We start from the raw sequence: 26,170 nt of genomic DNA on the forward strand, positions 1-26,170 counted from the left end.
CCAGGACGCGGGCCACCGGCACGCCCCGCCGCCCTGTGGACGTCGCGGCGCCCCGTCCCGGCGGGGTCAGCCCGCGAAGGACGGGTCGCGCACGTCCGCGCCGACCTGGCCCCACGAGGCGCCGGAGCGCGCGTAGAGGCCGCCGTCGGAGGTCGCCAGGTACAGCGCGCTCTCCCCCTTGCCCCCGGCGATGTCGATGGTGTCGACGATGGCCCGCCGCGCCTGCACCTGGCCCGCCAGCGGCACCAGGTGGTAGACGGGCGTCGTCAGCGAGCCGGACCGCGCGAGGACGCCGAGCGTCGACTCGTCCACCCAGACCACGCGGGTCGCGTCGAGCAGCGAGACGCCCGTGCGCCACGCCTCGCCCAGCACCTGCGGCGCACCCGAGTCGTCCCGGACGATGGCCGCGACGTCCACCCGCACGCCGTCGAACCCCGTCGACACCACCGCCACCCGGGTGGCGTCCCGGGCCACGCGCAGGGACAGCACGGACCGGCCCTGGAGCCACTCCGCCTCGACGCCCACCGCGGCCCCGTCGGCGTCCACCGCCAGCAGCCGGCCCGGCTCCTGCGTCGAGGCGGTCCAGACCCAGCCGAGGCGGTCGACGGAGGGGGCCACCAGGTCCGGCGCGCGCAGCAGCGTGCTCGACGCCGCGGAGGACGTGGGCACGGTCACCAGGGCGTCGCTGCCGGACAGCATCACCCGCAGGTCGCCGGTGCCGTCGCGCGCCGGGTCGTGCGCGTCGAGCCCGGCGAGGGACGCGATCCCCTCCACCGGCTCGAGCTCGCCGGCGGCCATCTGCACGAGCGTGTCGTCCTGGACGGCCTCCAGCGAGCCGCCCCAGTCCTGCCCGCGCTCGAGCTGGGCCGCCTCGGCGTCCATCGGCACGCCGCCCGCGGACACGTCGACGGTCCGGACCCGGGCGAGCCGCAGCGACGCCTCCAGCTGCGCCTGCATCAGCGCGCGGTCGTCGGGCTCGGCGGGCAGCCCGCCCGCCGCGAGGCTCACCGTCGCCACGCCCTCCTCGTCGACCGACACCGCGTCGGGCTGCAGCACCGCGCCCTCGGGGACGGCGCTGCGCGCGGCGTCCCGCAGCCACTCGGACGGGCCGGCGATCAGCGCGCGCACGATCGAGGTCGCGAGGTTGCGCAGCGGGAACCAGCGGGTCTCGGGCACCAGGAACGTCTCGTCCTGGGACAGGAAGTACAGGGTCGCCGACCGGTAGACGGCCTCGAAGTTCGGCTCGGACAGCACGACGCCGTCGTCCAGGCCCGAGATGCGCCACTGGCCCTCGCTGTCCTGGACCAGGTCGAACACGAGCGTCTCCTCGGCGTCCGCACCGCTCGCCGAGTACTGGCCGTCGGCGTCGATGCGCGCCGCGACGCGGACGTCCACCTCGACCTGCGACTCCCCCACCAGCCGGATGTCCGGGCTCGAGGCCGTCGCGTAGACGACGACGCGGTCGCGCGGGCTCCAGGCGCGACGGGTCTCCCCGGACAGGTACTCGCGGGCGTTGCGGAAGTCGTCCGCGGCGTCGGACGACGTGGTGTCCCGGGTGAACCCGGCGGCGCTCGCCCCGAGGAACCCGCGCACGATGTCCTCCGGGGTGCCGTCCTGCGGCGGCGGGTCCCCCAGCGGCTCGACGGCTCCCTGGTCGCTGACGCCCTCGACGCCGACCCCCACCGGGCCCGAGGTGGGGATGCCGACGCACGCCGTGAGCGCCGCGAGCACCAGGGCCAGCAGCGCGGCGAGCCGCGCCCGGCGGCGGTGGGTGGTCATCGGTCCTCCGTGGTGGTGCCGTCGCCGCCCGGGCGGACGGGCTCCGGGTGCTGCTCGCGCAGCTCCTGCTCGCGCCGGCGCGCCCGGGCGACCGCCTGCTGCGCCTCCCGGACCCGCTCGACCACGTCGAACGACCCGGTGGTCGGCGGCAGGTCGGGCAACGACGCGGGGTCGACCCGGTCGTCGTCGGGTCCGCGGTCCCGGAGCGCGGGCTCGTCCGGCGTCGGCGGCTCCAGCGGCAGCGGGGAGGACTCCAGCACGATCCCCGCGCGCCGGGGCAGCGTCAGCCGGAAGCAGGCGCCCTGCCGCGGCCGGCCCCAGGCCTCCAGCCAGCCGCCGTGCAGGTGCGCGTCCTCCAGCGAGATCGCCAGGCCCAGCCCGGTCCCGCCGGTGGTGCGCGCCCGCGCGGGATCCGCCCGCCAGAACCGGTCGAACACGTGCGCGGCCTCGTCGCGCGACATCCCGACGCCGTGGTCGCGCACCGTGATCGCGACCGCCCGCTCGTCGGCCCCCACGGTCACCTCGACGTCCGTGCCGTCCGCGTGCTCGATGGCGTTGACCAGCAGGTTCCGCAGGACGCGCTCCACCCGCCTCGGGTCGACGTCGGCGACGCAGCGCTCCGCCGGCTCGGTCACCGACAGCCAGGACCCCTTGCGTGCCGCGAGCGGCACGGCCTGGTCGACCGCGGCGGCGACGACGTCCCGCAGGTCCCGCGCCTCGGCGTCCAGCACCGCGGCGCCCGCGTCGAACCGGCTGATCTCCAGCAGGTCGCCGAGCAGGTCCTCGAACCGGTCCAGCTGCTGCTGGAGCAGCTCGGCGGACCGGCGCACGGCGGGCGGGAAGTCCTCGCGGGACTCGTACAGCATCTCGCCGGCCATCCGCACCGTGGTCAGCGGGGTGCGGAGCTCGTGCGACACGTCCGAGACGAACCGGCGCTGCAGGGCCGACAGCTCCTCCATCCGGACGATCTGGTCCTGCAGGCTCTCGGCCATCTCGTTGAACGACCGGCCGAGGCGGGCCATCTCGTCCTCGCCGCGGACCGCCATCCGCTCGGTCAGGCGGCCGTCCGCGATCCGCTCCGCGACGTGCGCGGCGAGCCGCACGGGGCGCACCACCTGGCGGGTGACCAGCCACGTCATCGACACCAGCAGCGCCACGAGCGCGGCCGCGCCGATCGACAGCACGCCCTGCAGGAACTCCAGGCGGTCCTGCTCGGCCTGCAGCGAGTAGAGGAAGTAGAGCTCGTACGAGCCCGCCGCGGGCACGGACACCACCTGACCGACCACCACCGCGGGCTCCTCGCGACCCGACTCGGAGGAGGACGCCGGCCACGCGACCGACTCCCACCGCTGTCCCTCGTTGCTGGCGGTGGCGTCCCGCAGGTCGTCGGAGACCAGGCCGACCAGGTTCGAGTCGGTGGAGGCGCCGGTGACGAGGATCGGCTGCTGCTGGCCTCGGGTGCGCAGGATGAAGACCTCGCGGCCGCCGCCCGACCCGCCCGAGCGCAGCGCCCGCACCATGTCGTTGAGCAGCAGCTGCACCTCCGGCCCGGTGGTCGCGGTCGAGGCGTCGAAGGTCTCCTGCGCCTGCGAGGCGCTGCGGGCCGACTCCGTGAGCACCTGGTCGACCCGCTGAGTGAACAGGCCGTCACGCACGCTCACCGACAGGTAGCCGCCGAGCACGACGAGCGCGCTCAGCCCGGCGACCAGCGTCCACGAGATGACGCGTGCCTGGAGGGAGCCGCGCCATGCCCGGGCCAGGCGGCGCACCCGCGCCGCGGTGCGCACCGTCGCGAGCCGCCAGGCGCGACCGACCGTGCCGGCACGGGGCGCGTTCACGACGGTGTCGCGCCCGCCTTGTACCCGACGCCGCGCACCGTCACGACGATCTCGGGCCGCTCCGGGTCGGCCTCGATCTTGGAGCGGAGCCGCTGCACGTGCACGTTCACCAGCCGGGTGTCGGCGGCGTGCCGGTAGCCCCACACGCGCTCGAGCAGCACCTCGCGGGTGAACACCTGCCAGGGCTTGCGCGCGAGTGCGACCAGCAGGTCGAACTCCAGCGGGGTCAGCGAGATCGGCGCGCCGTCGCGCGTGACCCGGTGCCCCGTGACGTCGATGGAGAGGTCGCCGATCCGCAGGTGCTCCGGCGCCGGCTCGTCGCTGCGGCGCAGACGGGCCCGGACGCGCGCGATCAGCTCCTTCGGCTTGAACGGCTTGGCGATGTAGTCGTCCGCGCCGGACTCGAGCCCGAGCACGACGTCGACCGTGTCCGCCTTGGCGGTGAGCATGACGATCGGGACCCCCGACTCGGCGCGGATCAGCCGGCACACCTCGGTGCCGTCCTTGCCCGGGAGCATGAGGTCGAGCAGCACGAGGTCCGGCTGGGAGGCCCGGAAGATGTCCAGGGCCTCGTCCCCGTCCGCGCAGAAGACCGGCTCGAACCCCTCGGACCGCAGGACGATGCCGATCATCTCGGACAGGGCGGTGTCGTCGTCGACCACGAGAACGCGTCCCTTCATCTGCCCATGATCGCATCCGGGGCGCACATGCAGGCCAGGCACGCCCGGATGACGCCCGGACGGACCAGGCGCCCGCTCCCGACCTGACGTGGCACGATGGCCGTCAGCCGCCGCTGGCGCCCGTGCGGGTGCCGGTGCGAGCACGTCCGAGCCGCCCCGCCCACGCACCTGGGAGCACCCGATGAGCACGCCGCACGACGAGGGTCGCCCCGAGGACGCGCCGCGTCCCGGCGAGGAGCAGCGCCCCGAGCCGCGGTACGGGCAGTACGCCCCGGCCGGGTGGCAGGCGCCGGGCAGCGCGCAGCCCGCCCAGCCGGCCAACCCGTGGGGTGACGCCGGCACCCATCCGGGCGGCGCCCGTCCGGGTGACGCCCCGCCGGCGTACGGGCAGCAGCAGCCCGGGCACCCGCAGCAGCCGGGGTACCCCCCGCAGCCCGGCTACCCGCAGGGCCCGGGCTACCCGCCCCCGGGCTACGGGCAGCAGTACGGCCAGCAGCCGGGCGCACCCGCCGGCTGGGGTCCCGCGCCGTACCAGCCGCCGGTCGCGCAGCCGGGCATCATCCCGCTGCGGCCGATCAGCATCTGGGAGATCTTCGACGGCGCGTTCCGGGCGATCCGGCACAACCCGAAGACGATGTTCGGCCTCACCGCCGTGGTCGTCGCGATCACCACCGCGATCGGCGCCCTCGTCCAGTGGTACCTCGCCGGGCTCCTGGCCGACGAGCTCAACACGTTCTTCACCGGCACCGCGGGCCTGACCACCGCGGAGACCGAGCTGTTCGGCGACTCCTTCGGCACGTCGCTCGCGTCGTTCGCGTCCGTCCCGCTGACGGCGCTCGCCACGACGATCCTCACCGGGCTGCTCATCCTGTCCGTCAGCCGCTCGGTGATCGGGCAGCGGGTCACGGTGGGCGAGGTCGTCCGGGGCTCCGGCAAGCGGATCCTCTGGGTGATCGCGTTCAGCCTGCTGCTCGGGCTGGCGGTCCTGGTGGTGGGGGCCGCGCTCGTCGGCCTGGTCGTGCTCGTGGCGTCGACGTCCGACAGCATCGGCCTGACGATCCTCACGCTGCTGGTGGTCGCCGCGGTCATGCTGGTCGGCGCCTTCTGGATCGCCGTGCGCACCCTGCTCGCGCCGGCGGCGCTGATGCTCGAGGGCGGCGGCTTCTGGGCCTCGATCGCCCGGGCGTGGCGCCTGACGCGGGGCAGCTACTGGCGCCTGCTCGGCCTCTACCTGCTGGTCAACATCCTGGTCAGCATCGTGGCGCAGATCGTCATCTTCCCGGTGACGATGATCGCGAGCCTGGCGCTGGACGACCCCTTCCTCACCAGCGGCCCGGCCATCGCGCTCACGGCGCTCGGGACGGCGGTCGCCACCACGATCACGACCGTGTTCATGGCGGGCGTGGTCGCCCTGGCCTACATCGACGTCCGGATGCGCCGCGAGGGGCTCGACGTCGAGCTCGCGCGGGCGGCGGACGCCCAGCGGTGACGTCCGCCTTCCTGGGCGCGGACCGGTCGGCGGCGGCGCTCGTCGGGGAGGTCCCCGTGGTGCCCGACGCCGACCAGGCGCGCCGCTGGCTCGAGCAGGAGCTGGCCGACCCGGTCTACCACCAGCGGCCCAGCCTCTGGCAGCGGCTGCTGGAGTGGCTGCAGGGGCTGTTCGAGGGCGTCGACGGCGTCCCGCTCGGCAACGTCGGGACCCTCGCGGTGGTGCTCGGCGGGCTGCTGCTGGTCGTCCTGGTCGCCTTCCTCGTCACCGGGCCCGTGCGGCGCAGCCGGCGGATCGCCGCGGCGGGCTCGGTCCTCGACGCCGACGACCGCCGCACCGCCGCCGACCTGCGCGCCTCCGCCGACGCCGCCGCTGGCCGTGCGGACTGGGCGACCGCGGTCGCCGACCGGTTCCGGGCCGTCGTCCGGTCGCTCGAGGAGCGGGCGTTGCTGGAGGAGCGCCCCGGCCGCACCGCCCACGAGGCCGTGGAGGCGGCGGGCATCCGGCTCCCCGCGCACGCCGTGGACCTGGCCGGCGCCGGCCACCTGTTCGACGACGTCGTCTACGGCGAGCGCACTCCCCGCGCGCAGGACGACGCCGCGCTGCGGGAGCTCGACGCCCGGGTGGCCGCGACCCGCCCCGCCGCGCCGGCCGTCGCGCGGGCGGGGGTGGACGCGTGAGCGCCCCCGCGCCGGCTGCCGCGGAGCCGCGCACGACCCCGGTCGCCGGCTCGGCCGACGGCACGGTCCTCGGTGACGGCACCACGGCCCGCAGCCGCGCGGCCGCGCGCTGGCGCCGGCTGCGCTGGCTCGCCGCGGTCGCGGGCGTGCTGCTGGTCGGCGTGATCGCGGCCGTCCTGCCCGCGCCGACCCGGTCGACCACCCCGCTCGCCCCGGACAACCCGCAGGAGAACGGCGGCCGCGCCGTCGCGGAGGTGCTGGGCGACCAGGGCGTCACGGTGGACTACGTGCGCACCGCCGCCGAGGCCGTCGACCGTGCCGGGCCCGGCAGCACGCTGCTCGTCACCACCGACTGGCTGCTGACCCCGGAGCAGGTCGACGCGCTCGCCGGCACCGAGGCCGACCTGGTCCTGCTCGACCCGTCCACCCTGCTGGCCGAGGCCGTCGACGGCCTCGAGTCCGGCTGGTCCGGCGGCACCGCCCCGACCGTGCTGCAGGCGTCGTGCACGGACCCGGACGCCGCGGCCGCCGGCACGGTCTCCGGCACCGGTGCGGGCGTCGTCCCCACGGGCGCCGACGCACCGGCCGGGACGACGCTCTGCTTCCCCCTGCCGGGCACCCAGCCGCAGGCCTACCTCTCCTCCGTGACCGAGACCGCCGGCCGCCGGGTGACCGTGCTCGGCGACGCCGGCATGCTCACGAACGGCCGGGTGGCCGACGACGGCAACGCGGCCCTCGTGCTGCGGGCGCTCGGCCGCGAGCAGCACCTGGTCTGGTACGTCCCCTCCCCCGCGGACACGAGCGTCGGGGAGCAGGCCGGCCCGGGTCTGGGCGACCTGCTGCCGCCGGCCGCGCGGCTGGCGCTGCTGCAGCTGCTGGTCGTCGTCGGCGCGCTGGCGCTGTGGCGCGGGCGCCGGCTGGGCCGGGTCGTCACGGAGGACCTGCCCGTCGTCGTGCGCGGCGGGGAGACGACCCGGGGCCGGGCACGGCTGTACCGCGCGTCCCGGTCCTACGGGCACGCGGCCGCCTCCCTGCGGGCCGGGACCGCCGACCGGTGCGCCCGGCGCCTCGGCCTGCCGCGGTCCGCGGGCGCGCCCGAGGTCGTCGCCGCGGTCGCCCGGGCGGCCCGGCGGGACGAGGGCGACGTCGCCGACCTCCTGTACGGACCACCCCCCACGTCAGACGCGGGCCTGGAGCACCTGGCCCGCCGGCTCGACCAGCTCGAGAGCGAGGTTCACCCCACGTGACCCAGGACCACCCCGCCCCGAACCCGTGGCAGCAGCAGCCGGCCCCGCAGCCGGCGTACGGCGCACCGCAGGCGCCCGCTCCCCACGTCCCGGCCCCGGCCCCGGCCCCGGCCCCGGCCCCGGCGACGGTCCCGGAGCCCTCGCCCGAGCTGCGCGAGGCGCTCGGCCACGTCCGCACCGAGGTCGGCCGCGCCGTCGTCGGCCAGGACGCCGCCGTGACCGGCCTGGTCATCGCGATGCTCTGCCGCGGCCACGTGCTGCTCGAGGGCGTGCCCGGCGTCGCCAAGACGCTCATGGTCCGCGCCCTGTCGGCGGCGCTGGACCTGGACACCAAGCGGGTGCAGTTCACGCCCGACCTGATGCCCGGCGACATCACCGGCTCCCTGGTCTACGACGCCCGCACCGCGGAGTTCTCGTTCCGCGAGGGCCCGGTGTTCACGAACCTCCTGCTCGCGGACGAGATCAACCGCACGCCGCCGAAGACGCAGGCCTCCCTGCTCGAGGCGATGGAGGAGCGGCAGGTGTCGGTCGACGGCACCCCGCGACCGCTGCCCGACCCGTTCCTGGTGATCGCGACGCAGAACCCGGTCGAGTACGAGGGCACCTACCCGCTGCCCGAGGCGCAGCTGGACCGGTTCCTGCTCAAGCTCACGCTCCCCCTGCCCGAGCGGCACGAGGAGATCGAGGTCCTCGCGCGGCACGCCGCCGGCTTCGACCCGCGCGACCTGGTCCGGGCCGGCGTGCGCCCGGCGGCCGGGAAGGACGTGCTGGCCCGGGCCCGCGAGGAGGTCGCCCGCGTCCAGGTCGCCCCCGAGGTGCTCGGCTACGTCGTCGACCTGGTGCGCGCGACGCGGCAGTCCCCGTCGCTGTCCCTCGGCGTCTCGCCCCGTGGTGCGACCGCGCTGCTGGCGACGTCGCGGGCGTGGGCGTGGCTGTCGGGGCGGCCGTACGTCACCCCGGACGACGTCAAGGCGCTCGCGCACCCGACCCTGCGGCACCGGGTCCAGCTGCGCGCCGAGGCCGAGCTCGAGGGCGTCACCGCCGAGACGGTCCTCGACACCGTGCTGGCGTCCGTGCCGGTCCCCCGCTGAGGGGTCGGGCGTGGCGATCACCTGGCGCGCGGTCGTCCTGACCGCGCTCGGCGTCCCGGCGGTGCTGCTCGTGCCGGTGCCCGGCACCGTGCTGGTCTGGGCGCTGCTCTGCGTCGCGCTGTGCGTGCTGGACGCCGCCCTGGCGGCCTCGCCGCGCGCGGTGGCGATCCGCCGGGAGACCACCGGGCCGGTCCGCCTGCACGAGCCGGGGCGGTCGCGGCTCACGCTCACGCACACCGGGCGGCGACGGCTGCGCGGCCTGGTGCGGGACGCGTGGCAGCCCTCGGCGAACGCCACGCAGAACCGGCACCGGGTCGACCTGCCGCCCGGGGAGTCGCGCCGGTTCGACACCCCCCTGCGCCCCTCCCGGCGCGGCGACCTGCACGCCGACCGGGTCACGATCCGCGCGCTCGGGCCGCTCGGCCTCGCCGGGCGCCAGGCGTCGCTCACCGTGCCCGGCACGCAGCGGGTGCTGCCGGCGTTCGCGTCGCGCCGGCACCTGCCCAGCCGGCTCGCCCGGCTCCGGGAGATGGACGGCCGCGCCGCCGTGCAGGTCCGCGGCGCGGGCACCGAGTTCGACTCGCTCCGCGAGTACGTGATCGGCGACGACGTCCGGTCGATCGACTGGCGCGCCAGCGCCCGCCGCGCCGACGTCGTGGTCCGCACCTGGCGCCCCGAGCGGGACCGGCGGGTGCTGCTCGTCGTCGACACCTCGCGGACCTCCGCGGCGCGCACCGGCGAGGAGCCGCGGCTGGACGCCTCGGTCGAGGCCGCGCTGCTGCTCGCGGCGCTGGCGTCGCGCGCCGGTGACCGCGTCGAGCTGCTGGCCTACGACCGCACGGTGCGGGCGCGGGTCGCCGGCGTCTCGGGGCCGCGGCTCATGCCGGCGGTCGCCGACGCGCTCGCCGGCGTCGAGCCGTCGCTGGTCGAGGCCGACTGGCCCGGCATCGTGGCGCAGGTGCAGGAGCGGCTGTCGCAACGGGCCCTGGTCGTGCTGCTCTCCGCGCTGGAGCCCGCCGCCGTCGAGCACGGCCTGCTGGGCGTCGTCGACCGGCTGACGTCGCGGCACCAGGTGGTGCTCGCCTCCGTGCGCGACCCCGAGGTCGAGGAGCTGCGGGCGGGGCGCGGGGACGTGGCCGCGCTGTTCGACGCCGCCGCGGCGGAGCGCACCGAGCTCGAGCGGTCGGCCGTGGCCCAGCGGCTGCGCACCCACGGCGTCGAGGTCGTCGACGCGCTGCCGGAGGACCTCGCGCCACGGCTCGCGGACACCTACCTGGCGCTGAAGGCCGCGGGCCGGCTGTAGCCCTGCCTGTGGGTGCGAGGCCCTACCGTGGGCCGCGTGAGCAGCGACGTCGCCAGCACCACCCGCGGGCTCGGCCGTGCGCTGCTGGCGCGGCAGCACCTGCTCGAGCGCGCCCCGGCCCCGGCGGTGGACGTCGTGGCGCACCTCGTCGCGCTGCAGTCGCAGAACCCGTCGTCGGCGTACCTGGCCCTGCACGCGCGGGTGGCGGGCTTCGCGCACGCGGACCTCGCCGACGCCGTGCTGGACCGCCGCGTCGGCCGGCTCGCCCTCCTACGGGACACCGTGCACCTCGTGACCGCCGACGACGCCCGGCGGCTCTGGCCGGTGCTCGCGCCGACGCTGCGCCGGCACCTCTCGGCAGGGGTCCAGTGGGCGCCGACGCTGCGCCGCCTCGACCTGGACGACCTGCAGGCAGCCGCCCGCGACGCGCTGGCGGACCGGGCGCTGACCGCCGGCGAGCTCGGCGCGCGGCTGTCGGCGACCTGGCCCGACCTCGACCCGAGGGCGCTCGCGCAGGGCGCGCGGGGACTGCTCCCGCTGGTGCAGGTCACCCCGCGCGGCGTGTGGGGCCGGAGCCTCGCGACGACGTGGACGACCGCGGAGCAGTGGTTCGGGCCCGGCCCGAGCCCCGCTCCCGACCCCGACGTCGTGCTCGCCGACCTGGTCCGCCGCTACCTCGCCGCCTACGGCCCGGCGACCGTCGCCGACGTGCAGCAGTGGTCCGGCCTGACCCGGTTGTCGACGGTGGTCGACCGCCTCCGGCCCGAGCTGGTCGAGGTCGTGCACACCGACCCGCCCACCGGGCGGTCGCGGGTGCTGCTCGACCTCCCGGACGCACCGCGCCCGCCCGAGGACGCGCCCGCGCCGGTGCGGCTGCTGCCCGACTTCGAGAACATGCTGCTCGGGCACGCCGACCGCAGCCGCGTGATCCCGCCCGAGGTCCGGCCGGCGCTGGCCAGCCGCAACGGCATGCCGCCGGGCACGGTGCTCGTCGACGGCACCGTCGCCGGCACCTGGGCGATCCGGCGCGAGCGGCTCCCCCGCCCGGCGGGGTCGAGCGGGAGGCGGGAGCTCGCGCGCCTCACGGTCACCCCGCTGCGCCCCTGGACCCGCGCCGACCGTGCGGCGGTGCTCGCCGAGGCCGAGCTCCTCGTCCGGTTCGCCGCGGACGACGCCGCCGAGCACGCGGTCGAGCTCGCCGCCCCCTGAGCCGGGCCCGGTCCCGGAGGCCGGTCAGGCCGCCGAGGCGTACTGGGTCTCGTAGAGCTCCGCGTAGAGGCCGCCGGCCGCCAGGAGCTCCTCGTGGGTGCCCTGCTCGACCACCCGGCCGCGTTCGAGGACCACGATCGAGTCGGCCTCCCGGATCGTCGAGAGCCGGTGCGCGATGACGATCGCCGTCCGGCCCTCGAGCGCCTCGCCGAGCGCGCGCTGCACGGCGGCCTCGGACTCGGAGTCGAGGTGCGCGGTGGCCTCGTCGAGGATCACGATCGGCGGTGCCTTGAGCAGCAGCCGGGCGATGGCCAGCCGCTGGCGCTCGCCGCCGCTGAGCCGGTACCCGCGGTCACCCACCACGGTGTCCACGCCGTCGGGCAGCCGCGTGACGAGGTCCCAGATCTGGGCCCGGCGCAGCGCCTGCTCGAGGTCGTCGTCGGACGCACCGGGCCGCGCGTAGAGCAGGTTGGCGCGGATCGTGTCGTGGAACAGGTGCGCGTCCTGGGTGACGATGCCGATGGCGTCACGGAGGCTGTCCTGCGACACCTCGCGGACGTCCTGGCCGGCGACGCGCACGGCGCCACCCGTCACGTCGTACAGCCGGGCGACCACCTGGGCGATGGTCGTCTTGCCGGCGCCCGACGGCCCCACCAGGGCCACGAGGTGCCCGTGCGGCACGGTGAACGAGACGTGCTCGAGCGTGGTGCCGGGCACCTCCGTCTGCAGCCGGGCGACGGACTCGAGCGACGCGAGCGACACCTCGGACGCGGCCGGGTACCGGAACGTCACGTCGTCGAGCTCGACGCTCGCCGTGCGCGGGAGGTCGTCGGGCAGCGGCCGGGCGTCGGGCGCGTCCGCCACGGTGGGCTTCAGGTCCAGGACCTCCAGCACGCGCTCGAACGACACGAGCGTCGTCATGACGTCGACCTGCACGTTGGACAGCGCCGTGATCGGGCCGTAGAGGCGGGTCAGGTACGAGGTCAGGGCCACGACGACGCCGACGGTCAGCGAGCCCTGGATGGCGAGCACGCCGCCGAGCCCGTAGACGATCGCGACGGCCACCGCGGCGACCAGCGTCAGCCCCACCCGGAACACCGCGGAGTACATCGCGCTGGTGATGCCGATGTCCCGCACGCGGGCGGCGCGGCCGGCGAAGACCGTGGTCTCGTCGTCGGCACGGCCGTACAGCTTGACCAGCTGGGCGCCGGCGACGTTGAACCGCTCGGTCATCGTCTGGCCCATCTCGGCGTTCAGCCCGTACGACTCGGCCGTCACCGCGGCGAGCCGCCGGCCCATCGCGCGGACCGGCAGCACGAACACCGGCAGCAGCACCAGCGAGATCAGCGTGATCTGCCAGGACAGCGACAGCATCGCCGCGATCACCAGCACGACGGTCAGGACGTTCGACACGACGTTGGACAGCGTGGAGGTGAACGCCTGCTGCGCGCCGAGGACGTCGCCGTTCAGCCGCTGCACGAGCGCGCCGGTCTGGGTGCGGGAGAAGAACGCCAGCGGCATCCGCTGGACGTGGTCGAACACCTGCGTCCGCAGGTCGAGGATCAGCCCCTCGCCGATGCGCGAGGACAGCCAGCGCGAGGCCAGCGTCAGGCCCGCGGTCGCGAGGGCGAGCAGCGCGACCACGCCGGCCAGGCCGAGCACCACGCCGGTGCGGCCCTGCGCGATGCCGTGGTCGATGATCCGCGCGTACAGCAGCGGGGTCGCGGCGCCGATGCCCGCGTCGACCGCGACGAGGACGAGGAAGATCGTGATGAGCCGGCGGTAGGGCCGGGCGAAGGTGAGGATCCGGCGCAGCACCTCGCGGCTGATGCGCCGCTGCGCGACGGTCGGGTCGAGGCGGAACGACCGGTACATGGCCCGGCCGCCGCCCCCGCCCTGCGGTCCGTGCATGGACATGGGGCCTCCCTGGGGATGGACTTTAGAGAGGGTACCTCTCTATGTGCCAGGTTCGCTATCCTGGCCGCATGACTCCCGTCACCCCGCCGGCCCACCCGGGCGACGAGCTGTTCTGGCTGCTGCGCCGCGCGCTGCACACGATGCGCCGCGACGTGCGGGAGCAGGTCGACCTCACCCCGTCCCGGCACCGCCTGCTGCGGGTCCTCGCGCGCGCCGGTGAGCCGCAGCGGCAGACGGCGCTCGCCACGGCGCTCGACGTGGTGCCGCGCTCCGTCACGTCGCTGGTCGACGACCTGGAGCGCGTCGCCCTGGTCGAGCGGCGCCCGGACCCGACGGACCGCCGCGCCACCCTGGTCGCCCTCACCGACGACGGCCGGGCGGTGCTCACCGAGGCCGACCGGCAGCGGCGACGGCACGCCGAGGAGCTGCTGGGCCGCCTGGAGCCGGGCGAGCGGGACGACCTGCTGCGGCTGCTGCACCGGCTGGTGGACGACCCGGATCCGGCCTCGGCCGGCGGCTGCCCGGCGTCCTGACCCGCCGGAAGTGGGGCTCGACGGCTGCTGCGGCGACGTGCTTGCCTGGAGGTCGGACGCACCGCAGCCGCCGCCATCCGCGCCCGGGACCGCGAGCAGGACGGACGTGCGCCATGCGGAAGATCGTGACGGTTCCGGTCGGGCTCGGTGCGCTCACGTGCGTCGGGTGGTCCGCGGTGCTGCTGTTGCCCCGGGGCACGGCCGAGCGGGTCCTTCCCGGGATCTACGTCGGCGTCGTGGGCGCGCTGGGCGCGAGCGCAGCGACTGCGACGGTGCTGGCGCGGCGCCGGGGCAGCACCCTGGCCCACAGCCTGCGGCCCGAGGCGCACGCGCTCGGCTCGCTGCAGGACGACCTGCTGGGCCGGCGTCCGTGGCCGGCGCTGTCGACGCTGCCGCACGACGGCCCGGTCCCGACGTCCCCGGAGGAGCACGGGGACCCCGAGGGGGACCTGACGCAGGACCCGCGCGTCAGCGCGCCGGGTCCGGCACCCCGTGCGGCAGACGGTGCAGCGTGACCGCCTCGGCCGCCGACCGCTCCGCGGCGCGGGTCGTCGCCGCGTACTCCCGGTCCCGGCGGGTGGCCAGCACGGCCGCGAGGAACGCCTCGGGGTGCGTACCGGCGGGCGGGCCCGGCGCGACGTAGCGCGCCACGTCACCGGCCAGCCGCTGGCCGAGCGCGTACCGCGAGCCCGGGTTGAGCCGGCCCGCGCGGCCGAGGAACTGCCGCACCTGCAGCGCGAGCCCGTCGGGCAGCCGCGCGACGTCGGCGGACTGCGCCCAGCCGGCCAGGAACGGCGGCATCACGACGACCACCTGCGGTGCCCGCTGCCCGCGGACCCGCACCGCGTAGGTGCCGGCCATCAGGTCGCCGAGGCGCTTGCCCTGCGGGTTGACCAGCGAGGTGATCAGCGCGACGGAGCCGAGCGTCAGCCAGAGCTCGAGGATGCCGACGAGCGCGCGCACCAGGGCCTGCCGGAACCGGATCGGGCCGCCGTCGTCCCGGACCACCCTGATGCCGACGGCGAGCTTGCCGAGCGAGCGGCCGCGGGTCAGCGTGTCGACCGTCGTCGGCACGACCACGAGGATCGTCACCATCAGCACGACGAACGTGATCTGCTGGACGTCCGCGCTGGGCGCGACGGTGACGAACCGGGTGATCAGCCACGCGAGGCCGACCGCCACGACGCCGAGGACGATCACGTCGATCAGCGCGCCGGCCAGCCGGCTCGCGAAGGACGTCGGTCGCGCGTCCAGCAGCACGCCCTCGCCGATGACGATGCCCTCGTCCTGCACGTCCACCTCCGTCGCGGTCCCGCCCCAGGTCACCCGGTGCGAGCCGGGCCTCGTGTGGCAGGGTATCGGCCGTGGACCTCGACGCCTTCTCCGCCGTGCGGCAGACCTCGTGGGCGCGCCTCGACGAGCTGTCGCGGCGCCGGGGTCTGGACGGGGCCGAGGCGGACGAGATGGTGCGGCTCTACCAGTCGGTGGCGACGGACCTGTCGACCGTCCGCTCGTCCGCGCCGGACCCCGACACGGTGCAGCAGCTCTCGCAGCTGCTCGCCCGGGCCCGCGCCCGGATCGCCGGAACCCACGAGCCGGCCTGGCGCGACGTGCGCCGGTTCGTCGTGGTCTCGCTGCCCGCCGCCCTGTACCGGATCCGCTGGTGGACGGTCGGGGTCATGGTCGCGTTCCTCGCGATCGGGACCGTCGCCGGCTGGTACGTCGCGACGGACGCCGACGCCCTGGCGGCGATGGGCACGCCCACCGAGCGCCAGGCGTACGTCGACGAGGCGTTCGCGTCCTACTACGACCCGGGCGCCGGGTTCGCGGCGGTCGTGTGGACGAACAACGCGTGGGTGGCGGCGCTCTGCGTCGGCCTGGGCATCTCCGGCGTCGGCCCGCTGTACGTGCTCGCCAACAACGCGGTGAACGTCGGCGCCACCGGCGGGATGATGGCCGCCCACGGCAGCCTCGACGTGTTCTTCCAGCTCATCGCGCCGCACGGGCTGCTCGAGCTGACCGCGATCTTCGTCGCCGGCGCGGCGGGTCTGCGGCTGTTCTGGACCTGGGTCGACCCGCAGGGCCGGCCGCGGTCGCGCGCGCTCGCCGAGGAGGGCCGCGCCCTCATCACGGTGGCGATCGGGCTGGTGGGCGCGCTGGCGCTGTCCGGCCTGGTCGAGGGCTTCGTGACGGGCTCGGACCTGCTCTGGTGGCTGAAGATCGTCATCGGCGCCCTCGCGCTCGCCGCGTTCTGGACCTACACGATCGTGCTCGGCCGCCGCGCCGTCGCCGAGGGCGAGACCGGCGACCTCGCCGAGGACGCCGCGGGCTACGCCGTCGCGATCGCGGCCTGACCCTCCCCCGCGGACCCGTCGCAGGGCGACGTCGGCGAGGTCGTCAGGTGTGCCCGAGGTCGTCAGCCCTGCGGGACGACCTCGTGCGGGTGTGACGACCTCGCGGTGGCCCGATCCGGGACCAGGACGCCGGCGGGGCGCAGCTCGCCGAGCCAGAGGGAGGCCGCGCCGAGCGGGGTCTGCTGCAGCTCGCCGAACCCCAGCGCCGCCAGGTCGGTGACCTGCGCGGGGTCGACGGTCACGGCCAGCACGCCCCGGCCCGCCGCGGCCTGCTCGGCCACCACCGGGGCCAGCACGTCGGCCAGCAGTACCTCGCGCCGCTCCCCCGCCACCCGGCCGTCGTCCGACAGCAGGACCAGCACGCGCTCGGCGTCCGAACCGCGCATGAGCGACAGCGTCTGAGCCGTCGCGCCGACGATCGACCGCAGCGGCGCGTGCGCCGGCTCGGGGTCGCGCTCCGGGACGACGTCCAGCTCCCGGCCGATCACGCGGTGCAGGTCCTGCGCCAGGTGCTCGGCGTCCGGCGGCAGCCAGAACGCCACCGCGACGACGTCGTCGCCCTGCTCGGCGAACCACAGCTCCCCGTGCTCCAGCCCGCCCAGGCTCAGCACGAGGCGGGTGGCCGTGCCGGCGTGCTCCGGGTGCGGGACCTCGTCGGGCTCGCCGTCGCCGTCCAGGTCGATGAACGGGCGGTGCTCGCCGATCATCCGCGCGATGCGGTTGACGTCGACCAGGCCGGCACGCCGGACCTGCCAGGAGTCGTCGGGGTGGTGGGCGTCGTCGTGCAGCACGGGACCCAGCCCAGCACGCGGACCTGGGAGGTCGCTGGGACCGGTCGGCACCGCGGCCGGGTGTCCGGCCCGGCACGTCGATCGCCGAGGTCGCTCGACTGATCGACTTCCACCGTCGCCTGCGCCTGCTCGTCCTGGACGGCGTCGAGCGGATCGAGGTGGCGGCGCGGATGCGGGTCGGTCATGTGCTCGGGCGCGGAGTGCACCTGCCCCCACGTGACGCCGGCGTGGTCATCGGGTTACGCCGAGGTTTCCGGCAGGCGCCCGGGCCCGAAACAGTGGTCTGCCTACCCTCGTGACCGGGCCGGACCCGGCGGCGGGGGCCCTCGGGACGCACGACAACCCGGGGCCGCGCGGTTTGGCCCGGCAGCCGATGCCCGGGACTCCGGGTCGCGGCGAGGCTGTTCCCGGCGCGGCACCGCGCCGCTCCCCGACGGCGCGGACCTCCCCGGAGCCGTCGTGGCCGGTCGGGCCCGCACCCTCACCGACCGTGCAAGGAGCCCCCGTGAAGCGACACCTCCCCCGCCGGCGCCGCACGACGACCGCGTCCGCCGCCGCCGTCGTCGCTGCCGTGCTCGCCCTCACCGCGTGCGGTGCGGGTGACGACACCGCCGGCACCGACGCGACCGGATCCGCCTCCGGCGCAGCGCAGCCGCTCGTGATCAGCCTGGACAGCTCCGTCGACCTGCTGGACGCCCAGGCGTGGCGCACCCCGGCCGCGATGGTTGCGACGGGCTCGCTCGTCGAGCAGCTGATCGAGCAGACGTACGACACCGACGGCCTGGTGCGCACCGGCACGACCGAGATGGAGGGCGCCCTGGCCGAGTCGTGGGACGTCTCCGCGGACGGCCTGACCACCACGTTCCACCTGCGCGAGGGGCTGGCGTTCGCGGACGGCACGCCGCTGACGGCGCAGGACGTGGTGTGGAGCTACCAGCGCAGCCTGCTCGGCCCCGGCTACGTGAAGGCGCTGCTGCCGTTCGCGGGCGTTGCGACGCCGGAGAGCGTGACCGCCCCCGACGACGCCACGGTCGTCGTGACCAGCACCTTCGCCAGTCCGCTGCTGGCCAAGATGGAGGCGATGCAGCCGCTGGGCGTCTTCTCGCAGGCCACCGGCGAGGCGAACGCGACCGCCGACGACCCGTGGGCCGGCGCGTACTTCCGCGAGAACGCGAACTCCTCGGGCCCGTACACGGTCGCGTCCTACGACCCGACGCAGCAGCTCGTGCTGGAGCCGAACGAGCACTACTACGACCAGGACAAGATCGCGAACGCCGGCGTGACGATCCAGTTCGTCTCGGACCCGTCGCAGCGCGCGCTGCTGCTCCGCTCGGGCGAGATCGACCTGGCGCAGGGCATCCCGCTGGACCAGGTGCAGGCGATGGAGGACGAGGACGGCCTGACCGTCGTGTCCGAGGCCTCGAACCGCCTGGAGTACCTGGGCTTCAACACCAGCGAGGCGCCTTTCGACGACCCGCTGGTCCGGCAGGCCGTCGCGAAGGCGGTGCCCTACGAGGACCTGGTCGACCAGGTGCTGTTCGGGTACGCCAACGCCTCGACGGGCGTGGTGCCGGCCTCGATGGCCACGCACTCCGACGACGCCGGCACGTTCGAGGAGGACCTCGACGCCGCGCGGGACCTGCTCGCGGACGCCGGGCTGCCCGACGGGTTCAGCTCGACGCTCTACTACAAGCAGTCGAACGCGGTCGAGGCCGCGGCGGCGGTGCTCGTGCAGGCCAACCTCAAGGAGATCGGCGTCGACATCGACGTCAAGCCCCTGACGGACGCGGACTTCACGACCCAGACGAGCGCCCGATCGCTGCCGATGTACCTGAACAACTTCCTGGGCTGGGGAGCCGACCCGTTCTACCAGATGTACTACCTGGCCGGGTCTGCCGCGGGCACCAACTTCACGTCCTACGCGAACGCCGACCTGGACGCGCTGCTCCAGGAGGGCGCCGCGACCGCCGACGAGGCGACCCGCGCGGAGATCTCGGCCGAGGCCCAGCAGGTCATCTACGACGACATGCCGTTCATCCCGGTCTACAACCCCAACTGGACGTTCGTGGTCCGGGACGGCGTGTCCGGGCTGACCAAGGACAACACCGAGCAGCTGCGGCTCCAGTACCTCACCAAGGAGTGAGCCCGCGCTGAGCAGTCCGGTGTGAGACGGGCGCCGGTGCCGGCCGCCGCGGCACCCCTGCGCGACGCCGCCGTCGGTGCCGGCGCCCTTCACACCCACCCCGACCCCCAAGGAGCCCCCTGACGTGACCCGCTACGTCCTGCGCCGCCTCGGCACCTCGGCGCTGACGGTCCTCGGGCTGGTGCTGGTCGTCTTCCTCGTCACGCGCATCCTGCCCGGTGACGCGGCGGCCGCCCGGCTCGGCCCCGAGGCCAGCCCGGAGGACGTCGCCGCGCTCCGCGCGTCGTACGGCCTCGACGACCCGCTGCTGGTGCAGCTGAAGGACTACCTGGTCCGGCTGGCCCAGGGCGACCTCGGCCAGGCCGTGTCGACCGGCCGCGACGTCGCCACCGAGCTCGTCGCCCGGTTCCCCGCGACGATCGAGCTGGCGCTGGCCGCCCTGCTGGTCGCGGTCCTGATCGGCGTCCCCGTCGGCGTGCTGGCTGCCGCGCACCGTGGCCGGGCCGCCGACGCCGCCGGGCGCGTGTACGCGGTGCTCGGCTCGTCGATGGCGCCGTTCTGGCTCGGCCTCCTGCTGATCTACGGCTTCTTCTCCCTCTGGCACCTGCTGCCCGGGCCGATCGGCCGCCTGCCGGTGGGGACCCCGCCACCGCCGGAGGTCACCGGGATGTACGTGCTCGACGCGCTGCTGGCGGGCGACCCGGCCACCGCGGGACAGGCGCTGCGCTACCTGGTGCTGCCGGCGCTGACGCTGGGCATCGGCGCGTCGGCGGCCGTGGTCAAGATGGTGCGCTCCGCGCTGATCGCGACCGCCGGCACCGGCTACGTCCGGACCGCCCGCGCGTTCGGGGTCGCCCCGCGGACCGTGCTCTGGCGGGACCAGATGCGCAACGCGATGCTGCAGATCCTCACGTCGCTCGGCCTGGTGTTCAGCTTCCTCCTGGGCGGCAACGTCATCGTCGAGCAGCTGTTCTCCTGGCCCGGCATGGGCCGGCTCGCGTACGACGCCGTGCGCGCCAACGACCTGGAGATCCTGCAGGGCTACGCGATCGTCATCGGGATCGTCTACATCGCGCTCAACGTCCTCATCGACCTCGCCTACGGCCTGATCGACCCCCGCATCCGGCTCGGAGGTGCCCGCGCATGACCGGCCAGCCCCTGACCACCAGCACGGCCGCCGCAGCAGCACCCGCGGCGCCCACCGGCAGCGCGTCCGCCGTCCGGGACCGCACCCGGCGTCCGCGCCCGTTCCTCTGGACCGGCCTCGGCGTCCTCGCCGTGCTGGTCGTGGTCGGCGTCGTCGGCCCGTTCCTGGTCGCCGACCCGCTCGCGGTCGAGCCGTCGAACGCGCTGCAGGCCCCGTCGGGCGCGCACTGGTTCGGCACCGACTTCTACGGCCGGGACGTCTTCGCCCGGGCGGTGCACGCCATCCGGCTGGACCTGCTGCTCGGCGTCAGCGTCGCCCTGATGGCGATGGTGGTCGGCTCGGCCCTCGGCGTCGTGTCCGGCTACCTCGGCGGCCGGGCGGACGACGTGGTCATGCGCTGCGTCGACGTGCTGATGTCGTTCCCGGGCTTCGTCCTCGCGATGATCCTGCTGCTCGCCATCGGCGAGAGCACCCCGAAGCTGGCGCTCGCGCTGGCGGTGGCCGCGGTGCCGCCGTTCGTCCGGCTGGTCCGTGCCGAGGCGCTGGCGCAGCGGGAGCTGGAGTACGTGGACGGCGCCCGGGTGTCCGGCGCCGGCTGGGCACGGATCGCGTTCGGCCACGTGCTGCCCAACTCGCTGCGGCCCGCCGCCGTGCAGTTCACGCTGGTCTGCGGCTACTCGATCCTCAACGTCGCGGGCCTGGCCTACCTGGGCATCGGCATCCACGCCCCGACGCCCGAGTGGGGCGTGATGGTCGCCGAGGGCGCGCAGAACATGCTGACCGGCCAGTGGTGGACGGCCTTCTTCCCCGGCCTGCTGATCGCGGTGACGGTGATGGGCCTGCACTTCGTGGGCGACGACCTCGGAGGCGACCGATGACCCGCACCCCCGTCCTCGAGCTGCAGGGGCTCTCCGTCGAGGTGTCCCGCACCGGGACCTCGCTGCTGCGGGACGTCAGCCTGACCGTCGGGCCCGGGGAGATCGTCGGCCTGGTCGGCGAGTCCGGCTCGGGCAAGTCGATGACGTCGCTCGCCGTGATGGGCGTGCTGCCCGACGGCATCGCGGTGACCGGCGGCCGCGTGCTGGTCGACGGCGCCGACGCGACCGCGACCACCCGGCGGTCGGTGGCGCACCGGTTCGCGATGATCTTCCAGAACCCCAAGGACTCGCTGAACCCGCTGATGCGGGTCGGCGACCAGATCGCCCGGATGGTGCGGCTGCACCAGGCGGACGGGCCCGGGGCCGACGCGAAGCAGGCCCGCGCGGAGGCCGAGCGGCTGCTCGCGCGGGTGCACATCGCCGAGCCGGCCCGGGTCGGTCGGTCCTACCCCCACCAGCTCTCGGGCGGCATGTGCCAGCGCGTGATGATCGCGATGGCGCTGGCCTGCCGGCCGGCCCTGCTGATCGCCGACGAGCCGACGACCGCGCTGGACGTCACGGTGCAGGCGCAGATCCTCGCGCTGATCGCGGAGCTGGCGGACGAGACCGGGTGCGGCGTCCTGCTGATCACCCACGACCTCGGGGTGGTCGCCGAGGTGTGCGACCGCGTCGCGGTGCTGTACCGCGGCGACCTGGTCGAGACGACCGGCGTCGTCGAGCTGTTCGGGTCCCCGGCGCACGAGTACACGCGGTACCTGGTCACCGCGGGCGAGGAGGCCACCGATGGCGCTGCTTGAGCTCCGGGACGTCACGAAGACGTTCACCGGCCGGGGCCGGACGGTGCACGCCCTGCGCGGCGTCGACCTGGACCTGGACACGGCCCGCACGGTCGCGCTGGTCGGCGAGTCGGGCTCGGGCAAGTCGACGCTCGGCCGGGTGGTCGCGGGCCTGCACGGCGCGACGTCGGGCACCGCGACGTTCGGCGGGTTCGACCTGCTGGCCGGGTCCTGGGACCGCGAGCGCCGCCGGTCGGTGCAGATGGTGTTCCAGCACCCGTTCCAGTCGCTGGACCCGCGGTGGAGCGTCGAGAAGATCCTGCGCGAGCCGCTCGCCCGGCTGTCGGGGACCCGCGGCGCGGCCGCGAGCGCCCGCGTGGACGAGCTCCTGGACCTGGTCGGCCTGCCGGTGGCGATGCGCGGCCGGCTGCCGGGCGAGCTGTCCGGCGGCCAGCAGCAGCGGGTGGCGATCGCCCGGGCGCTGGCCCCGGGCCCGGACCTGGTCGTGCTCGACGAGCCGACCTCCGGGCTGGACCAGTCGGTGCGGGGCCGGGTGGTCGCGCTGCTGCGGGACCTGCAGGAGACCACGCAGGCCGCCTACCTGTTCATCACGCACGACATCTCGGTCGTCCGGCAGATCGCCGACGAGGTGGTCGTGATGCACCAGGGGCTGGTGGTCGAGCGCGGCGGGACGACCGCCGTGCTGGACACGCCCCGCGAGGACTACACCCGCGCGCTGCTGGCCGCCGTGCCGGTCGCGGACCCGCGCCGGCGGGCGCGCCGGCTCCCTGCCACCACCCCCCACGACGAGGAGATCGCACGATGAAGTTCGGACTGGGCGTCCCCACCGGCACCGAGGGGCTGATGTACCCCGTGCCCTACGCCGACCCCGCGCAGGCGGTGCAGATCGCCGTCGAGGCGGAACGGCTCGGCTTCGACTCGGTGTGGGGCAACGACCACGTGACCACCCAGCAGTACGTGCGCGCGGAGTTCGACGCCCCGCCGCGGTTCTACGACCCCTACCTGTACCTGTCGTACGTCGCCGCCCGCACCACCCGGCTGCGGCTGGCGACGGCGATCACCGTGATGGCGTTCCGGCACCCCGTGGTCGCGGCGAAGCAGGCCGCGACCCTCGACCAGCTGTCGGGCGGCCGGTTCGTCCTCGGCGTCGGGATCGGCGCGTACCGCGAGGAGACCGACGCGATGTGGCCCGGCAACACCCTGCACCGCGGTCGGCAGGCCGACGAGTTCCTCGCCTCGCTGGAGACGCTGCTGCGGGACCGGCGGTCGTCCTACCAGGGCGAGTTCATCCAGTTCACCGACGTCGAGTCGTACCCGAAGCCGGTGCAGACCCCGCTGCCGATCCTGTCCGGCGGCAACGCCGTGGGGTCGAAGCAGCGCGCGGCCCGCTACGGCTCCGGCTGGCTGCCCGCCGTGCTCAGCCCGGCCGAGGTCGCCGCGGGGCTCGCGGACATCCGGCAGGAGGCCGAGGCCATCGGGCGCGAGCTGCCCGCGGACTTCGACGTCGCGCCCCAGCTGTCCGTCGCGATGGGCGCGTCCGAGGCCGACGCCATGGCCCGGTTCGAGACCACGCAGCTGCACCAGCACATGCGGTCGCTGTCGGCGTCGACGCTCAAGGGCCAGCAGGACGGGTTCGCCGCGCGCAACCTGGTCGGCTCCACCGCGCAGATCCAGGACCAGGTGCACGCCTACGCCGAGGCCGGCGTCACCACGCTGTCCGCGCTGCTGTTCGCCTGCAACACCGTCGAGGAGACGCTCGACCAGATGGCGCAGTTCGCCGAGGAGGTCATCGCCCCGGTCAACGCCGGCACCCCCGACGCCGCCCCCACCACCGCTGGAGCCGCACTGTGACGCTCATCCCCACCCCGCACGCGACGCTGGTCGCCGAGCGGTCCGCGCGACTGCTGGCGCACCTGGCCGACGCGCCGTTCGACGCCGTCGTGGCGCTGTCCACCGCGAACGTCGACTACGCCACCGGCTACCGGTCGATGTCCGGCGCCGTGCACGGCACGTCGTCCGTGGCCGCGGTCGTCACCGGGACGCGCACGGTGCTCGCCGGGCCGGTCGCCGACTCGGCGCCCGCGTTCGACGCCGGCATCGGGGAGGACGACTTCGTCGCGTTCGGCCGGTTCTACTTCGAGTCCGCCGGCTCGGCGGCCACCGCGACCCGCCTGGTCGACGAGCACCCCGGGGCGGTCGAGGCGATCGCCGCCGCGGTGCGCCGCGCCGGGGTGGCGGCCGCGACCCTCGGCCTGGACGACGCCGCGTGCCCCGCCCCGCTGCGGGCCGCGCTCGCCGCCGCGCTGCCCGACGTCACCTGGGTCGACGCGAGCGCCTGGCTGGCGGGCGTCCGCGCCCGGAAGCTGCCGGGCGAGGTCGCGCTGCTCGCGCGGTCGGCGCGACTCGCGGAGGCCGGAATCGTCGCGGCGCTCGCCGTGGCGCGGCCGGGGGTCACCGAGGCCGAGCTGGCCCGCGTGGTCGCCCGCACGATGGTGGACGGCGGTGGCCTGCCCAAGTTCACCGTCGTCACCACCGGCCCGCGCTCCGCGCTGGCGGACGCCGTCGCCACCGACCGGCCGCTCGCCGCCGGCGACCTGCTGCGGTTCGACGTCGGCTGCCTGCTGGACGGCTACTGGTCGGACATCGGCCGCACCGCTGTCGTCGGCGCCCCGACGGACCTGCAGGCCCGCCGGTACGACGCGATCCTCGCGGGGCTGGACGCCCAGCTCGCGGCGGCCCGCCCCGGTGTCTCGGCGGTGTCGCTGTTCGACCTCGCCGTCGACGTCACGGAGCGCGGCGGCCTCGCCCCGTACCGGCGGCAGCACTGCGGGCACGGCATCGGCCTGGACGTGTACGAGGCGCCGATCGTCCGGCCCGGGGAGGACGTGCCGCTCGAGGAGGGCATGACCTTCTGCTTCGAGACCCCGTACTACGAGCTCGGCTGGGGCGGGATGATGGTCGAGGACGCGCTGGTGGTCACCACCGACGGCGTGCAGCCCCTCACCACGCTGGCCCGCGGCCTGACGGAGGTGCCCGCATGACCACCGCCCCCCCGATCACGTCCGCCTACTCCGGTGTGCTGCGCGACGGCGTGACCGGCGCGACGGTCGCCGAGGCCGACGCCTACCTGCCGTCGGCGCCGGCGCTCGCCACCGGCGTGCACGCGTACGCCTCCCCCGTCTACGACCTGACCGGCGTCGCCGCGCTGCCGGCACCGGGCAGCGGGCCGGGCGTGTTCCGGTTCGCCTCCCTGCTACCGGTCGACCCCGCCGGGCCGCTCGTGTCGCTGGGCGAGGGCGGGACGCCCCTCGTCCCGGTGCCGCGCGCGGGCGCGGCCGTCGGCCTGGGCTCGCTGCTGGTCAAGGACGAGTCCCGCAACCCGACCTGGTCGTACAAGGACCGGCTCGCCGCGGTCGCCGTCACCAAGGCCGTGCAGCAGGGCCACGACACGGTGGTGGTCGCGTCGACCGGCAACCACGGCGCCGCCACCGCTGCGTACGCCGCCCGCGCCGGGCTGCGCTGCGTGGTGCTCACCGTGGCGTCGGTGCCCGAGACGATGAAGACGCTGATGCAGTCCTACGGCGCGGACGTCGTCGCTTTCGACGACCCCCGCGACCGGTGGGTCGTGATGCGCGCCGGCGTCGAGGAGCGCGGGTGGGTGCCGGTGTCGGGTTACCTCAGCCCGCCGTCGGGATCCAACCCGTTCGGGGTCGACGGCTACAAGACCATCGCCTACGAGCTGCTCGAGCAGCTCGGGGGCCGGGTGCCGGACGTCGTCGTCGCGCCGGTGGCGTACGGCGACGGGGCCGCGGGCATGGTGCGCGGCTTCCAGGACCTGGTGGCCCTCGGGCTGGCCGACCGGGTGCCGCGGATGGTCGCCGCCGAGCCGTTCGGGCCGCACGAGGCCGCGCTGCGCGACGGGTTCGTCCCCGGTGCCACGGTGCCGTCGGGCCCGACCGTCGCGTTCTCGATCGGGTCGTCGATGGCCACGTGGCAGGCGTGGGACGCGCTGCGGACCACCGGCGGCGCCGCCGCGACGGCCGACGACGAGCAGGTGATGCGCGCGCAGGCCACGCTGGCGTCGACCGAGGGGCTGTACCTCGAGGCGTCGTCCGTCATCACCTACGCGGTGCTGCCGTCGCTGGTGCAGCGGGGCGTCGTCGCGGGGGACGACACCGTGGTGCTGCTCGGGACGTCGACCGGGCTGAAGGACGTCGGCGCCACCGCCGCGCGCCTCGCACCCGTGCCCGTCATCGCGCCGACCCTGGCCGCGTTCGACGCGGCGACCGCCTGA

General features: G+C 75.5%; 24 protein-coding genes. 18 read left to right on the plus strand and 6 right to left on the minus strand.

The annotated features are described in order from the left end of the window. Nucleotides 1-66: 66 nt before the first annotated feature. From ACWPWW_RS05685 to mtrA, 3 genes are read right to left on the minus strand one after another with little or no spacing between them, the layout of a single operon-like run. Nucleotides 67-1,779: an LpqB family beta-propeller domain-containing protein gene (locus tag ACWPWW_RS05685; protein ID WP_454049364.1), complete on the minus strand. Its 1,713-nt coding sequence runs from the start codon at nt 1,777-1,779 to the stop codon at nt 67-69. After that, nucleotides 1,776-3,617: an MtrAB system histidine kinase MtrB gene (gene mtrB / locus ACWPWW_RS05690; protein WP_454049365.1), complete on the minus strand. Its 1,842-nt coding sequence runs from the start codon at nt 3,615-3,617 to the stop codon at nt 1,776-1,778. The genes ACWPWW_RS05685 and mtrB overlap by 4 nt, the downstream gene beginning before the upstream one ends. Beyond that, complete coding sequence (gene mtrA, locus ACWPWW_RS05695; RefSeq protein WP_454049366.1) at nt 3,614-4,297, minus strand: MtrAB system response regulator MtrA; 684 nt, start codon at nt 4,295-4,297, stop codon at nt 3,614-3,616. The genes mtrB and mtrA overlap by 4 nt, the downstream gene beginning before the upstream one ends. A 181-nt stretch (nt 4,298-4,478) precedes the next feature. Between mtrA and ACWPWW_RS05700 the strand changes: the two genes are divergently transcribed. Genes ACWPWW_RS05700 through ACWPWW_RS05725 form a run of 6 tightly spaced genes read left to right on the plus strand, consistent with a single transcriptional unit; the run spans nt 4,479 to nt 11,316 of the window. After that, nucleotides 4,479-5,786, plus strand: a complete 1,308-nt coding sequence (locus tag ACWPWW_RS05700) for a glycerophosphoryl diester phosphodiesterase membrane domain-containing protein (RefSeq protein ID WP_454049367.1) — start codon at nt 4,479-4,481, stop codon at nt 5,784-5,786. Further along, on the plus strand, nt 5,783-6,466 hold the full coding sequence (locus ACWPWW_RS05705) for a DUF4129 domain-containing protein (protein ID WP_454049368.1): 684 nt from the start codon (nt 5,783-5,785) through the stop codon (nt 6,464-6,466). Before ACWPWW_RS05700 ends, ACWPWW_RS05705 begins: the two co-directional genes overlap by 4 nt. Next, nucleotides 6,463-7,713: a DUF4350 domain-containing protein gene (locus tag ACWPWW_RS05710; protein WP_454049369.1), complete on the plus strand. Its 1,251-nt coding sequence runs from the start codon at nt 6,463-6,465 to the stop codon at nt 7,711-7,713. Before ACWPWW_RS05705 ends, ACWPWW_RS05710 begins: the two co-directional genes overlap by 4 nt. Next, on the plus strand, nt 7,710-8,804 hold the full coding sequence (locus ACWPWW_RS05715; RefSeq protein WP_454049370.1) for an AAA family ATPase: 1,095 nt from the start codon (nt 7,710-7,712) through the stop codon (nt 8,802-8,804). Before ACWPWW_RS05710 ends, ACWPWW_RS05715 begins: the two co-directional genes overlap by 4 nt. 10 nt (nt 8,805-8,814) lie before the next feature. Next, nucleotides 8,815-10,107, plus strand: a complete 1,293-nt coding sequence (locus ACWPWW_RS05720) for a DUF58 domain-containing protein (RefSeq protein ID WP_454049371.1) — start codon at nt 8,815-8,817, stop codon at nt 10,105-10,107. A 36-nt stretch (nt 10,108-10,143) separates the two neighbouring features. After that, complete coding sequence (locus tag ACWPWW_RS05725) at nt 10,144-11,316, plus strand: winged helix DNA-binding domain-containing protein (protein ID WP_454049372.1); 1,173 nt, start codon at nt 10,144-10,146, stop codon at nt 11,314-11,316. 24 nt (nt 11,317-11,340) lie between these two features. On the opposite strand, the gene ACWPWW_RS05730 is transcribed toward ACWPWW_RS05725, so the two are convergent. After that, nucleotides 11,341-13,233 carry an ABC transporter ATP-binding protein gene (locus ACWPWW_RS05730; RefSeq protein WP_454049373.1) on the minus strand — a complete coding sequence of 631 codons (1,893 nt, stop codon included), beginning with the start codon at nt 13,231-13,233 and terminating at the stop codon, nt 11,341-11,343. A gap of 68 nt (nt 13,234-13,301) precedes the next feature. Between ACWPWW_RS05730 and ACWPWW_RS05735 the strand changes: the two genes are divergently transcribed. Together ACWPWW_RS05735 and ACWPWW_RS05740 are read left to right on the plus strand one after the other, a co-directional pair. Further along, on the plus strand, nt 13,302-13,766 hold the full coding sequence (locus ACWPWW_RS05735) for a MarR family winged helix-turn-helix transcriptional regulator (RefSeq protein WP_454049374.1): 465 nt from the start codon (nt 13,302-13,304) through the stop codon (nt 13,764-13,766). A gap of 176 nt (nt 13,767-13,942) precedes the next feature. Beyond that, entirely contained in the window at nt 13,943-14,281 is a 339-nt protein-coding gene (locus tag ACWPWW_RS05740) for a hypothetical protein (protein ID WP_454049375.1), read from the plus strand. On the opposite strand, the gene ACWPWW_RS05745 is transcribed toward ACWPWW_RS05740, so the two are convergent. Beyond that, nucleotides 14,235-15,092 carry an RDD family protein gene (locus ACWPWW_RS05745; RefSeq protein ID WP_454049376.1) on the minus strand — a complete coding sequence of 286 codons (858 nt, stop codon included), beginning with the start codon at nt 15,090-15,092 and terminating at the stop codon, nt 14,235-14,237. The genes ACWPWW_RS05740 and ACWPWW_RS05745 overlap by 47 nt on opposite strands. Nucleotides 15,093-15,130: 38 nt before the next feature. On the opposite strand from ACWPWW_RS05745, the gene ACWPWW_RS05750 reads away from it, so the two are divergent. After that, nucleotides 15,131-16,120 carry a stage II sporulation protein M gene (locus ACWPWW_RS05750; protein WP_454049377.1) on the plus strand — a complete coding sequence of 330 codons (990 nt, stop codon included), beginning with the start codon at nt 15,131-15,133 and terminating at the stop codon, nt 16,118-16,120. Between the two features lie 62 nt (nt 16,121-16,182). Here ACWPWW_RS05750 and ACWPWW_RS05755 read toward each other — a convergent pair whose 3' ends face one another. Then, nucleotides 16,183-16,911 carry a hypothetical protein gene (locus ACWPWW_RS05755; RefSeq protein WP_454049378.1) on the minus strand — a complete coding sequence of 243 codons (729 nt, stop codon included), beginning with the start codon at nt 16,909-16,911 and terminating at the stop codon, nt 16,183-16,185. A gap of 80 nt (nt 16,912-16,991) precedes the next feature. Here ACWPWW_RS05755 and ACWPWW_RS05760 point away from each other — a divergent pair, with 80 nt between their 5' ends. From ACWPWW_RS05760 to ACWPWW_RS05800, 9 genes are all read left to right on the plus strand, one after another. Next, entirely contained in the window at nt 16,992-17,210 is a 219-nt protein-coding gene (locus tag ACWPWW_RS05760) for a hypothetical protein (RefSeq protein WP_454050406.1), read from the plus strand. Between the two features lie 206 nt (nt 17,211-17,416). Then, nucleotides 17,417-19,054 (plus strand): ABC transporter substrate-binding protein, encoded by a 1,638-nt coding sequence (locus ACWPWW_RS05765; protein WP_454049379.1) that lies wholly within the window; start codon nt 17,417-17,419, stop codon nt 19,052-19,054. 124 nt (nt 19,055-19,178) lie between these two features. Then, complete coding sequence (locus tag ACWPWW_RS05770) at nt 19,179-20,201, plus strand: ABC transporter permease (RefSeq protein WP_454049380.1); 1,023 nt, start codon at nt 19,179-19,181, stop codon at nt 20,199-20,201. Beyond that, complete coding sequence (locus ACWPWW_RS05775) at nt 20,198-21,079, plus strand: ABC transporter permease (protein WP_454049381.1); 882 nt, start codon at nt 20,198-20,200, stop codon at nt 21,077-21,079. Before ACWPWW_RS05770 ends, ACWPWW_RS05775 begins: the two co-directional genes overlap by 4 nt. Then, nucleotides 21,076-21,876, plus strand: a complete 801-nt coding sequence (locus ACWPWW_RS05780; protein ID WP_454049382.1) for an ABC transporter ATP-binding protein — start codon at nt 21,076-21,078, stop codon at nt 21,874-21,876. Before ACWPWW_RS05775 ends, ACWPWW_RS05780 begins: the two co-directional genes overlap by 4 nt. Beyond that, nucleotides 21,863-22,681, plus strand: coding sequence for an ABC transporter ATP-binding protein (locus tag ACWPWW_RS05785; RefSeq protein WP_454049383.1), 819 nt, complete (start codon nt 21,863-21,865; stop codon nt 22,679-22,681). Before ACWPWW_RS05780 ends, ACWPWW_RS05785 begins: the two co-directional genes overlap by 14 nt. Continuing rightward, nucleotides 22,678-23,727 carry an LLM class flavin-dependent oxidoreductase gene (locus ACWPWW_RS05790; protein ID WP_454049384.1) on the plus strand — a complete coding sequence of 350 codons (1,050 nt, stop codon included), beginning with the start codon at nt 22,678-22,680 and terminating at the stop codon, nt 23,725-23,727. Before ACWPWW_RS05785 ends, ACWPWW_RS05790 begins: the two co-directional genes overlap by 4 nt. Then, nucleotides 23,724-24,917, plus strand: coding sequence for a M24 family metallopeptidase (locus ACWPWW_RS05795; RefSeq protein ID WP_454049385.1), 1,194 nt, complete (start codon nt 23,724-23,726; stop codon nt 24,915-24,917). Before ACWPWW_RS05790 ends, ACWPWW_RS05795 begins: the two co-directional genes overlap by 4 nt. Further along, complete coding sequence (locus ACWPWW_RS05800) at nt 24,914-26,170, plus strand: pyridoxal-phosphate dependent enzyme (RefSeq protein WP_454049386.1); 1,257 nt, start codon at nt 24,914-24,916, stop codon at nt 26,168-26,170. Before ACWPWW_RS05795 ends, ACWPWW_RS05800 begins: the two co-directional genes overlap by 4 nt.

The organism is Cellulomonas sp. Marseille-Q8402, from assembly GCF_965119525.1.

Bases quoted from the DNA above. Each gene is read 5' to 3' on its own strand.
- ACWPWW_RS05775 (WP_454049381.1), top strand. From the start codon at position 20,198: ATGACCGGCCAGCCCCTGACCACCAGCACGGCCGCCGCAGCAGCACCC.
- ACWPWW_RS05785 (WP_454049383.1), top strand. From the start codon at position 21,863: ATGGCGCTGCTTGAGCTCCGGGACGTCACGAAGACGTTCACCGGCCGG.
- ACWPWW_RS05780 (WP_454049382.1), top strand. From the start codon at position 21,076: ATGACCCGCACCCCCGTCCTCGAGCTGCAGGGGCTCTCCGTCGAGGTG.
- ACWPWW_RS05735 (WP_454049374.1), top strand. From the start codon at position 13,302: ATGACTCCCGTCACCCCGCCGGCCCACCCGGGCGACGAGCTGTTCTGG.
- ACWPWW_RS05790 (WP_454049384.1), top strand. From the start codon at position 22,678: ATGAAGTTCGGACTGGGCGTCCCCACCGGCACCGAGGGGCTGATGTAC.
- mtrA (WP_454049366.1), bottom strand. From the start codon at position 4,297: ATGAAGGGACGCGTTCTCGTGGTCGACGACGACACCGCCCTGTCCGAG.
- ACWPWW_RS05685 (WP_454049364.1), bottom strand. From the start codon at position 1,779: ATGACCACCCACCGCCGCCGGGCGCGGCTCGCCGCGCTGCTGGCCCTG.
- ACWPWW_RS05730 (WP_454049373.1), bottom strand. From the start codon at position 13,233: ATGTCCATGCACGGACCGCAGGGCGGGGGCGGCGGCCGGGCCATGTAC.
- ACWPWW_RS05800 (WP_454049386.1), top strand. From the start codon at position 24,914: ATGACCACCGCCCCCCCGATCACGTCCGCCTACTCCGGTGTGCTGCGC.
- ACWPWW_RS05700 (WP_454049367.1), top strand. From the start codon at position 4,479: ATGAGCACGCCGCACGACGAGGGTCGCCCCGAGGACGCGCCGCGTCCC.